Origin of the sequence: Corallococcus sp. CA049B, assembly GCF_003611685.1 — a bacterium.
Classification (GTDB): domain Bacteria; phylum Myxococcota; class Myxococcia; order Myxococcales; family Myxococcaceae; genus Corallococcus; species Corallococcus coralloides.
Genome location: NZ_RAWC01000291.1, coordinates 1 through 9,278, shown reverse-complemented (window position 1 = coordinate 9,278; position 9,278 = coordinate 1). Strand labels below are relative to the sequence as shown.

8 protein-coding genes and 1 pseudogene are annotated in these 9,278 nt (G+C 71.8%); 4 read left to right on the top strand and 5 right to left on the bottom strand.

Annotated features, from left to right (window positions below; all coding sequences use genetic code 11):
• From D7W82_RS36220 to D7W82_RS36200, 5 genes are all read right to left on the bottom strand, one after another.
• A partial coding sequence (locus D7W82_RS36220) for an ABC transporter permease (RefSeq protein WP_147439720.1) occupies window positions 1-1,101 on the bottom strand: 1,101 nt, incomplete at its 3' end.
• A complete protein-coding gene (locus tag D7W82_RS36215) occupies window positions 1,098-2,084 on the bottom strand; it encodes an ABC transporter ATP-binding protein (RefSeq protein ID WP_120622661.1) in 987 nt (328 codons plus the stop codon). The genes D7W82_RS36220 and D7W82_RS36215, both read right to left, overlap by 4 nt.
• Window positions 2,081-3,853 carry a hypothetical protein gene (locus tag D7W82_RS36210; protein WP_120622659.1) on the bottom strand — a complete coding sequence of 591 codons (1,773 nt, stop codon included), beginning with the start codon at window positions 3,851-3,853 and terminating at the stop codon, window positions 2,081-2,083. The genes D7W82_RS36215 and D7W82_RS36210 overlap by 4 nt, the downstream gene beginning before the upstream one ends.
• Window positions 3,846-4,844 carry a MoxR family ATPase gene (locus D7W82_RS36205; protein ID WP_199727960.1) on the bottom strand — a complete coding sequence of 333 codons (999 nt, stop codon included), beginning with the start codon at window positions 4,842-4,844 and terminating at the stop codon, window positions 3,846-3,848. The genes D7W82_RS36210 and D7W82_RS36205 overlap by 8 nt, the downstream gene beginning before the upstream one ends.
• Before the next feature lie 19 nt (window positions 4,845-4,863).
• Entirely contained in the window at window positions 4,864-6,450 is a 1,587-nt protein-coding gene (locus D7W82_RS36200) for a hypothetical protein (protein WP_120622658.1), read from the bottom strand.
• A gap of 158 nt (window positions 6,451-6,608) precedes the next feature.
• Between D7W82_RS36200 and D7W82_RS36195 the strand changes: the two genes are divergently transcribed.
• The 4 genes and pseudogenes from D7W82_RS36195 to D7W82_RS36180 all read left to right on the top strand — a co-directional run.
• Entirely contained in the window at window positions 6,609-7,604 is a 996-nt protein-coding gene (locus tag D7W82_RS36195; protein ID WP_120622657.1) for an aldo/keto reductase family protein, read from the top strand.
• A gap of 219 nt (window positions 7,605-7,823) precedes the next feature.
• Entirely contained in the window at window positions 7,824-8,516 is a 693-nt protein-coding gene (locus D7W82_RS36190; RefSeq protein ID WP_120622656.1) for a MotA/TolQ/ExbB proton channel family protein, read from the top strand.
• 3 nt (window positions 8,517-8,519) lie between these two features.
• Window positions 8,520-8,957 (top strand): biopolymer transporter ExbD, encoded by a 438-nt coding sequence (locus D7W82_RS36185; RefSeq protein ID WP_120550061.1) that lies wholly within the window; start codon window positions 8,520-8,522, stop codon window positions 8,955-8,957.
• A 17-nt stretch (window positions 8,958-8,974) separates the two neighbouring features.
• Window positions 8,975-9,278: pseudogene (locus D7W82_RS36180) on the top strand (energy transducer TonB); the annotation flags it as partial.

Below are 9,278 nucleotides of genomic sequence, written 5' to 3'. Positions count from 1 at the left end.
CCCGCACCCCACCGCCCACCCCACCAGCAGCAGCACCGACAGCCGGAAGCCACGCAGCGCCCCGGGCCTGAACAGCGTCCACGCCCGGGTGCCCGAGCGCAGCGGCCGCGACTGCCCGTCCACGTCCGTCGCCACGAAGAGGGTGGCGAAGATGAGGTGCAGCCCTCCGAGGATGCCCATCACCCCGGGGATGTCGTCATCCCGGTCCATGAGCCACCACACCGCCGTCATCCCCAGGAACGTCAGGACCACCTGCACCACCAACGCCCGCCGGGGATGGCGCGTGTAGTCCTCCGTCACCAGCGACAGCCGCGCCACCGCCGTCTCGAACACCAGCCACCCGTCCGACAAGAGGAGCCAGAACGCCGCGCCCAGCCCGAGGAAGAAGTTCCGGTCGAACGAGAACCCGCTGCCGCGCTCGTTCGTCACCACGAAGGTGAACGTCAGCGCCTGGAAGAAGGTCACCACCAGCACGGCCACCAGCGCGAACCGCACCGCGGCCCGTCCCATCCGGCTGTCCGCCAGCGTCGCCGCGCACACCGACACGAGCGTGAGGAACACCAGCCACGCCCCGCCCAGCAGCAGCACCATCAGGATGGTGGGCAGGTCGATGCCGTTGAGGAAGTAGCTGAACAGCAGGAACGGCCCCACCGCCGACGCGTACAGCACCGCCTGCACCAGGAAGGACGCCACCTTGCCGCGCAGGATGCGCCGGGGCCCCAGCCCCGTGAGCAGCAGCAGCGACCACGTCTCGTCCTCGCGCTCGCGCGCCAGGGAGCGGTACGCGTTGAAGGGGATGAGGCCGAAGTGCACCAGCGCCAGGCACACGAAGAAGGAGAAGAAGTACGACCGCCCCTCGCGCGTGTACGTGCTGTCGTGCGTGTTCGCGAACGCGATGAGCGACAGCACCAGGCACGCCGCGAGCAGCAGCCCGAAGCTCACCCAGAAGACGCGCGTGCGCAGCCCCTGCCGCACCTCCTTCACCACCAGCGGGTTGAGCCGGTCACCCCACCGCTCCCACCGGTCGGACGCCGCTGCGGGGACACCCGGAGAGGGGGCGGACTCGGCCGCGCCCGACGCGGGACTCGCTTGCGTGCTCACGCCACCCTCCCCTTCGTCACCGTCATGAACGCGTCCTCCAGGTTGCGCTCGCGCGGGCTGAACGCGCACACCGGCAGCCCCTGCGACACCAGCGCCGCGAGCAGCGCCGCTGCGGCTGCTTCCGCCTGCGCCAGCCCCGCGTCCGCCTCCAGCTCCAGCCGCACGCGCAGCGCGCTGGCCTCGCGCGCCACGTCCTTCACGCGCGGCTGCTCCAGCAGCGTGCGCTCCGTGCGCGACCAGAGCGCCTCGGCCTCTTCGCCCTGCGCCGCCAGCCGCACCGTCAGCTCCATCCCGCGGGACGGGCCCGCGCTCTGGCGCAGCAGGTCCTCCACCTTGCCCTGGGCCAGCAGGCGCCCCTGCTCGATGATGACGCAGCTGTCGCAGATCTCCGCCAGCTCCGTGAGGATGTGGCTGGAGATGATGACCGCCTTGCCTTGATCCGCCAGCGCGCGCAGCAGCTCCCGCAGCTCGATGCGCGCTCTCGGGTCCAACCCGTCCGCCGGTTCGTCCAGCAGCAGCAGCCGCGGGTCGTGGAGCAGCGTGCGCCCCAGGGCCACGCGCTGGCGCATGCCCTTGGACAGCTCCGTGGTGAGCTTGTGCGCCAGCGGTCCCAGCCCCGTGAACTCCATCACCGAGTCCACGCGCTGCTTGCGCTGCGCGCCCTTCAGTCCGTACGCGCGCGCGAAGAAGTCCAGGAACTCCCTCACGGTGACGTCGTCGTAGGTGCCGTAGCGATCCGGCATGTAGCCCAAGAGCGGCCGGGCCTGGTCCGGCGCGTCCACCAGCGACGTGCCGTCCAGCAGCACCGTGCCCGCGGTGGGCACGTCCAGCGTGGCCAGGATGCGCAGCGTGGTGCTCTTGCCCGCGCCGTTGGGCCCGATGAAGCCCAGGATGCCGCCGGCCTCCAGCGTGAACGACACGTCGTCCACCGCGCGCAGCGCCCCGTAGTCGCGCCGCAGCCCCTTCACCTCCAGCAGGCTCATCGTCGTGCCTCCTCGACCTGACCGCGCACCACGTGCAGCGCGGCATCCAGCTCCACGTCCAGCGCCGCCGTGGGCGTGAAGCCACGCCCGCCCAGCCGCGCCACGAACGCCCCGTCCTCCAACTCCTGGAGCAGGGGCGCCACCGCGTCCTGGAAGCGCATGCGTGGCTCGTGCTCCAGGCCCAGCAGGTCCACCTCCCCGGCCTCCGCCTCCTCCGGCGGGGCCAGCCCCTCCGCGCCGTCCGCCAGCTCCGGCAGGACATAGAGCTGGCCGTCCAGCTTCAACGTGCCGCCCTTCAAGGGAGCCCCCAGCGCGTTCTGCACCTGCACGCCGCCGTCGGTCTTGTGCGCCGTCAGCCGCGCGCGCGAGGAGACCACCGCGACCTCGCCCCACTCGCGGTAGCTGCGCGAGGGAAGGAAGCTGTTCTTCACCACCAGCCCGTTCGTCCAGTCCAGGAGGCGAGGCGGATCCTCCTGCCCCGTCGAGGACTCCGAGGCCAGCAGCACGCTGGAGGCGGGCATGCGCACGCTGTCCTCCGCGAGGTTCGCGTACCAGGCGTTGAGGCCCACCGTCACCGCTCGGGACCGCTCGCGGTCCAGCAGCGTGAGGCTGTAGCGCGCGGCGTGCACGCTGAAGCCGTCCACCAGCACGGACCACGCCACCAGCCCCAGGCTCGTGAGGAGCGCCAGCGTGGGCACGGCGATGAGCACCGCCAGCGGCCCCTTGCGCCGGGCGAGCATCCACCCACCGGGCCCCACCGCGAGCACGAAGAGGAAGATGAGCAGCATGAAGCGTCCCACGGGCGCGCGGGCGCTCGACAGCAGCGGCAGGCGCCCGTCGCTGAGCATGCTGTAGCGCTCCCAGCGGGGCGGCGGGCCCGCGGGCACCACCACGGCGGGGGACCGCGACGTATCCTCCCAGAGGTTGAAGCCGCAGCCTGGGGTCTGCTTCCGGCAGTCGTGGAACTGGCGCACGAAGCCGAAGCCGTAGGGTGACAGCTCCACCTTCTCATTTTGGAGAAGGGGGAAGCGCAGGCGCGGATTCGCGGGGGGCTGGCCGAGCGCCAGCTTTCCGCCGGTCACGGCGAACGTCTCCAGCACCGCCCAGACGTCGTCGGGCACCTGGTCCGCCGGCACCGCCACCAGCACCGCGTCGTAGCCCGCGTAGGCCGCCAGCTCGCGCGGCGCGGTGTGCGGATCCACGAAGCGCGTGGCGACGAGCGGCTCCATGTTCTCCGGCGCGCGGCTCAGGGCGGTCGCCGCCTCGAAGGCCTTCACGTCGCCCAGCACCATCACGCGGGCGCCCCGGTAGCCGTCCAGGTAGAACCCCCGGGACGCGGTGTCCATCCCGGGCGAGTCCAGGTGGAGGGTCCCCGACTGAAGGTCCGCGGGCATCAGCAGCCACGTGACGGTGCGCTCGCGGGGGCCCAGCTCCAGCGAGCGCTCCATGACGCGCCCCTGCGAGTGGATGGACAGACGCACCGGGCGCGGCTGGCCGCCGGTGTTGTGCACCGTCACCTGGATGGGCGTGTAGCCCCGGGTCGGCACGAGCGTGACGACGCGCATGGTGGCCTTGAGGTCGCCCTGGGTGGGGAGGCTCTCCGTCGTCTCCACCACCTCGCGGTAGCCGCTGCCCTGAGGCTCCGCCTCCCGCGCCTCCACCGCCGGGCTGGTGGCGAACGCCGTCGTCCCTCCGGGAGCGCCCGGCAGGCCCGTCCAGAGCAGGGCCCCCAGGAGCACGGCGAAGGCCAGGGGCGCGCGGCTAGCCACGGGGCACCTCGGGCGTGGCCTTGAGCAGTTCGCGCACCACGTCCGGCGCGGACACCTTCTCCAGCGACGCCTCGTAGGCGAGCACCAGGCGGTGGTTGAGGGCGGCGGGCGCGGCGGCCACCACGTCATCGAAGCCCACGTTGGGCCGGCCCTCGAGCAGCGCGCGAGCACGGCCCGCGGCGGCCAGGGCCAGCGCCGCGCGAGGGCTCGCGCCGAAGCGCACGAAGCGGCGCACGGGCTCCAGTGCGGAGGGCTGGCGCGGATCGGACGCCTCCACCAGCCGGCCGATGAAGTCCGCCACCGGGCCGGGCAGGTGCACGCGGTCCACGGCGGCGAACAGGCGCGACAGGCCCTCCGCGTCCAGCACCGGTTCCTGCGCGGGAGGCGCGCCGCGCACGCGCGTGGTGAGCAGGGTGCGCAGTGTCCTGGCGCCCACGGGCGGCACGAGGATGCGGAAGAGGAAGCGGTCCAGCTGCGCTTCGGGCAGCGGGTACGTGCCCTCGAGTTCGATGGGGTTCTGCGTGGCGAGCACGAAGAAGGGGTCGGGCAGGGGCCGCGTCTGGCCCAGCACCGTCACGGACCGCTCCTGCATGGCCTCCAGCAGCGCGGACTGCGTCTTGGGGCTGGAGCGGTTGATCTCGTCCGCGAGGACGAGGCTCGCGAAGAGGGGGCCCTCGCGGAAGACGAAGTCGCGGCGCGCTTCGCCCTCCAGCACATAGGTGCCGGTGATGTCGCCGGGCAGGAGGTCGGGGGTGAACTGGATGCGGCGGAAGGGCAGCGACAACAGCCGCGCCAGGGCCTTGCACAGCTCCGTCTTGCCCAGGCCGGGCAGGCCCTCCAGGAGCACGTGGCCCCGGGCGAGCACTGCTGTCACGACCTGCTCGACGACCGTCTCCTGGTCGAGCATCACCTGGTTGAGCCCGGCCTTGAGCCGGGACGCCACGTCCGCCGCGCCCTGCGCTTCGGCGGGACTCAGAAGCTCCGCTGCCACGTCGTTTCCCCCTTCTGGACTACGGACCACCGAAGTACCGCTTCACCAGGTCGCGGTTGCGAGGCAGCAGCGGACCGGAGGTCGGTCCCGCCGTCGCATCGCCCTTCGCGCCCGTGCCCTTCGCGCTGGACGGCCCCGCCTGCCCCGTCCGGGCCTGCGGATCCGCTGCGCGAAGGCCCCACAACTCCTCCGCCTCGCCGCCGTTGCCTTCCGGCAGCGGCTGGAACGCGAGCCGGTTCGGATCCATCTCCGCCTCGCCGCCGAAGACGAGCGGCTGGCTCTCGCCGCCCCGGCTCGTACCCGCGCCCTCGCCCTTGCCCTGCCGCGTGTTCCGGCTCGCGTGCTGATTGCCCTGCTGGCCCTCGCCGTCGCCCTCTTCACCGTCCCCCTCGCCCTGCCCGTCCTGACCCTGGCCTTGCCCCTTCTGGCCCTGGCCCTTCTGTCCCTGTCCGGACTGCTGCCGCCGGGTGGGACGCCGGGCCTGGGCGCCGCGGTTCCCTCGCGAGGCGTTTTCGTCGCCGAAGCGCTGGGCCAGCGACTGCTGTCGGCGCTCCAGCGTGCGGCGCAGGTCGGCAATCTGATCCGGAGAGCCAGAGGCCTGGGCGCGGGCAGAAGCGCGAGCCTGGGCCTCGCGGGGCGAAGGGTCGCCGGAGCCCTGCTGCTGCGAGCCCTGCTTGTCGCCGCGCTGTTCCCCCGAGCCCTGCTGCTCGCCATCCTGTTCACCGGCGCCCTGGCCCTGGGAGTTCTGCTCTGACGCAGGGGCGTCCTGATCACCAGCAGCGTCGTCCTCCGAGGTCCCGCTGGCACGAGCATCGAGCGCCATCAGGGCCTGCGCCAGCGACTCGCGCTCACGGGTGGCGGCTTCCGCACCGCCAGCGGCGGCGAGCGCATCCTCCAGTTCAGCGGCGGCCTCGGACGCGCGGTTGAGCTCAGCGGCGGCCTCGGAGGCGCGCTCGGCGAGCCGCTGCTCCAGGGCGTCCGCGGCCTCCCAATCCGCGGAGTCGAAGCGGCCCTCCGCGACCTCTTCCGACAGCCGGCGCAGCTCCTCCTCGACGTCGGGGCCCAGGGGCTCCTCGCGAGCCAGGGCCTCGGCCTGCGCCTGCACGGCGGCGACCTGGGTCGCGGCGGCGGCGTTGATGTTCGAGGTGCGCAGCGCCGGCAGCGGAACAAGGAACCCCACGGCGAGGAACACGAGCGCGCCCAGCAGCGCGCCCACGGGCCGGCGCCAGGGGACCTCCGGAGGCTTCACCTGCTGGGCGAACTGGTTGAGGCTCAGCTCCCACTCGCCGACGGGGCGCTCCAGCCGCGTGAGCAGCAGGCCACCAGCGTTGGCGGAGCGGTCCGCGAGCACCGCCGCGTACTCCAGCGACACGCCCCGCGAACGGGCACGAACGAACCACCACGCCAACCCCGCGATGACGAGCGGAGGCACGGCCCACACAGCCAGGTCGCGCAAGAGCAACCGCGACAGCACGCAAGCGGTGGCCAGGGCCCAGACAGGAGTGATGCCCGCGCCAGTCCAAGCGACCCCGTTGAGCCGCCGCTGCACGCGCCGGATGGGCGCGAGCACGAGAGACTGGAAGCGGCGTTCGTCACTGGCGGCCATGCGTGGAAGCCAGTGTCGGACACCCGGCCCACCGTTCACAAGCGACGCCCGGGAACGGTCGAATCCCGCCGTGGACGGTCGTCCGTCCGACTCCAGCTGCCGAGAAACCGCGAAACCCGAGCGGCCCCCCGAAGCCGGCGGTTAGTGTGCCGCCCCCCATGAACTTCCGTTTCCTTGGTCGCAGCGGTCTGAAGGTCAGCGAGATTTCTTTCGGCAACTGGCTCACCCACGGCTCCCAGGTGGAGGAGGACGCCGCGGTCGCGTGCGTGAAGGCGGCGCTCGACACGGGCATCACCACCTTCGACACCGCCGACGTCTACGCCGGCACCAAGGCGGAGGCCGTCCTCGGCCGCGCCCTCAAGGGCCAGCGCCGTGAAGGCTACGAGCTGTTCACCAAGGTCTACTGGCCCACCGGCCCCGGCCAGAACGACCGCGGCCTGTCGCGCAAGCACATCATCGAGTCCATCCACGGCTCCCTGCGCCGCCTCCAGACGGACTACGTGGACCTCTACCAGGCCCACCGCTTCGACGCGGAGACGCCCCTGGAAGAGACCATGCTCGCGTTCGCGGACCTCGTCCGTCAGGGCAAGGCCCTCTACATCGGCGTCTCCGAATGGACCGCCGAGCAGATCAGCGCCGGCGCCAAGCTCGCCCGCGAGCTGCGCGTGCCCTTCATCTCCAACCAGCCCCAGTACTCCATGCTCTGGCGGGTCATCGAGTCCAAGGTCCTCCCCACCTCCGACGCCGAGGGCCTGGGCCAGATCGTCTGGTCCCCCATGGCCAAGGGCGTGCTCTCAGGCAAGTACCTCCCCGGCAAGCCCCCGCCCGCGGACACCCGCGCCGCCAATCAGCAGGGCGCGTCGTTCATGACCAACTTCATGACCGACGACGTGCTCACCCGCGTCCAGCAGCTCAAGCCGCTGGCCCAGGAAGCCGGCCTGTCCATGGCGCAGCTGTCCGTCGCGTGGGTGCTCCAGAACAAGAGCGTCTCCTCCGCCATCATCGGCGCGTCCAAGCCGGAGCAGGTGCTCGACAACGTGAAGGCCACCGGCGTGAAGCTGGACGCGGAGCTCCTGCGCCGCATCGACACCATCCTCGGCCCCGTCGTGGAGCGCGATCCCGCGCAGACCACCAGCCCCAGCCGCAGGCCCTGAAAGCCGACGGCCGCTCGCCCGGCGGGGCAGGCGCTCCAACGCCCGTCCCGCCCGGTGCCCGCCATATGACATCCGCGCCCTGGTTTTTCGCGCGCCCGCCCCATGGCACGCGTCAGGCGGGTGAACTCCACCCCGATCCATTTGACTTTTGAGTCGGGGGGAACAAGAGACTGCGCCGCGCGTTAGAGCGGTCCCACTCTTGAACCGGGCATTTCCCACATGACGTCCTTCTTCCTCCTGGCCCAGGCGGCCCAACCCGAACTCGGATGGTTGAGCAGCAAGCTGCTCGGGGTGACGTTGGGCAGCGCCGAGTGGGTGCTCTGGCTGCTCGTGTCGCTGTCCATCCTCTCCATCGCGGTGATGCTGGAGCGCGCCGTCTACTTCTCGCGCCACCGGCTGCCCAACTCGGAGGCCCTGGCGGTGCGCCTGGCGCGCGGCGAGTTCGACGCCGTGTCCGGTGAGGTGAAGAACCAGAAGGGCATGGAGGCCGCCGTCATCCGCGAGGCCCTCGCCTCCGCGCCCCAGGGCCCCGACACCGTGGAGCAGGTCATCGCGTCCACCGTCGCCCGCGAGCGCCCCCAGTACGAGCGCGGCCTGTCCATCCTGGGCACGCTGGGAAACAACGCCCCGTTCATCGGCCTGTTCGGCACGGTGCTCGGCATCATCAAGGCCTTCAACGACCTGGGCGCCATGAACGCCAAGGGCGGCGCCATGCAGCAGACGGTGATGGCCGGCATCTCGGAGGCGCTCGTCGCCACCGCCGTGGGCCTCGCCGTCGCCATCCCCGCCGTGGTCGCCTTCAACATCTTCAACCGTCAGCTCAAGACGCTCACCAGCCGCACCACCGCCCTGGGCCACGCGCTCGTGGGCGCCATGAAGGCGCGCAAGCCGGGCGCCGCGGGAGGCAACTAGCCCATGGCCGGCGGCGCGAACGACAGCGACGAGGAAATCAGCGGCATCAACGTCACCCCGCTGGTGGACGTGGTGCTGGTGCTGCTCATCATCTTCATGGTGACCGCCAACTTCATCGTCCGCGAGACGGTGGAGGTGGACCTGCCCCGCGCCGCCAACGGCGGTGAGACGGTGCAGGGCCTGGTGAACGTCGTCCTCGACAAGGAGGGCAAGCTCTACTTCGACGGCGCGGAGGTGACGGAAGCCGACCTGTCCCGCCGCGTGACGGAGGCCGTGGCCAAGGACAAGGACACGCGCGCCATCATCAGCGCGGACCAGACGCTCGCCTACGGCCGCGTGATGCGCCTCATCGACGTGGTGAAGGGCCAGGGCATCGCGAAGTTCGCCCTCAACATCGAAAAGGACGCGGGCCCCGCCCGGGCCGCGCCCGCCACGCCCTGACACGAGGCTGAGCGACGATGAGCCAGGCCGTCCTCGACCCCTCTTCCCTGCCCCAGCGCGACCGCTCCACGCGGTTCCTGCTGGTGTTCGTCCTCGTGTCGCTCGCGCTGCACGGGGTGGGCTTCGGGCTTCTCTCCACCCTGGAGGGCCGCAAGCTCGCGGCCATCCAGAAGCCGGTGGAGCTGGTCATGGTGGAGGTGCAGAAGCCGCCGCCCCCGCCGCCTCCGGAGGAGAAGCCGGAGGAGCCCAAGCCGCCGCCTCCGCCGCCCCCGAAGGTGAAGGTGAAGCCGCCGCCCATCAAGGTCGCGGAAGCGCCCAAGC

What these genes read in the sequence shown, in the direction of transcription:
- D7W82_RS36215 (WP_120622661.1), bottom strand. Translation starts at nt 2,084, where the DNA reads ATGAGCCTGCTGGAGGTGAAGGGGCTGCGGCGCGACTACGGGGCGCTG.
- D7W82_RS36200 (WP_120622658.1), bottom strand. Translation starts at nt 6,450, where the DNA reads ATGGCCGCCAGTGACGAACGCCGCTTCCAGTCTCTCGTGCTCGCGCCC.
- D7W82_RS36195 (WP_120622657.1), top strand. Translation starts at nt 6,609, where the DNA reads ATGAACTTCCGTTTCCTTGGTCGCAGCGGTCTGAAGGTCAGCGAGATT.
- D7W82_RS36190 (WP_120622656.1), top strand. Translation starts at nt 7,824, where the DNA reads ATGACGTCCTTCTTCCTCCTGGCCCAGGCGGCCCAACCCGAACTCGGA.
- D7W82_RS36185 (WP_120550061.1), top strand. Translation starts at nt 8,520, where the DNA reads ATGGCCGGCGGCGCGAACGACAGCGACGAGGAAATCAGCGGCATCAAC.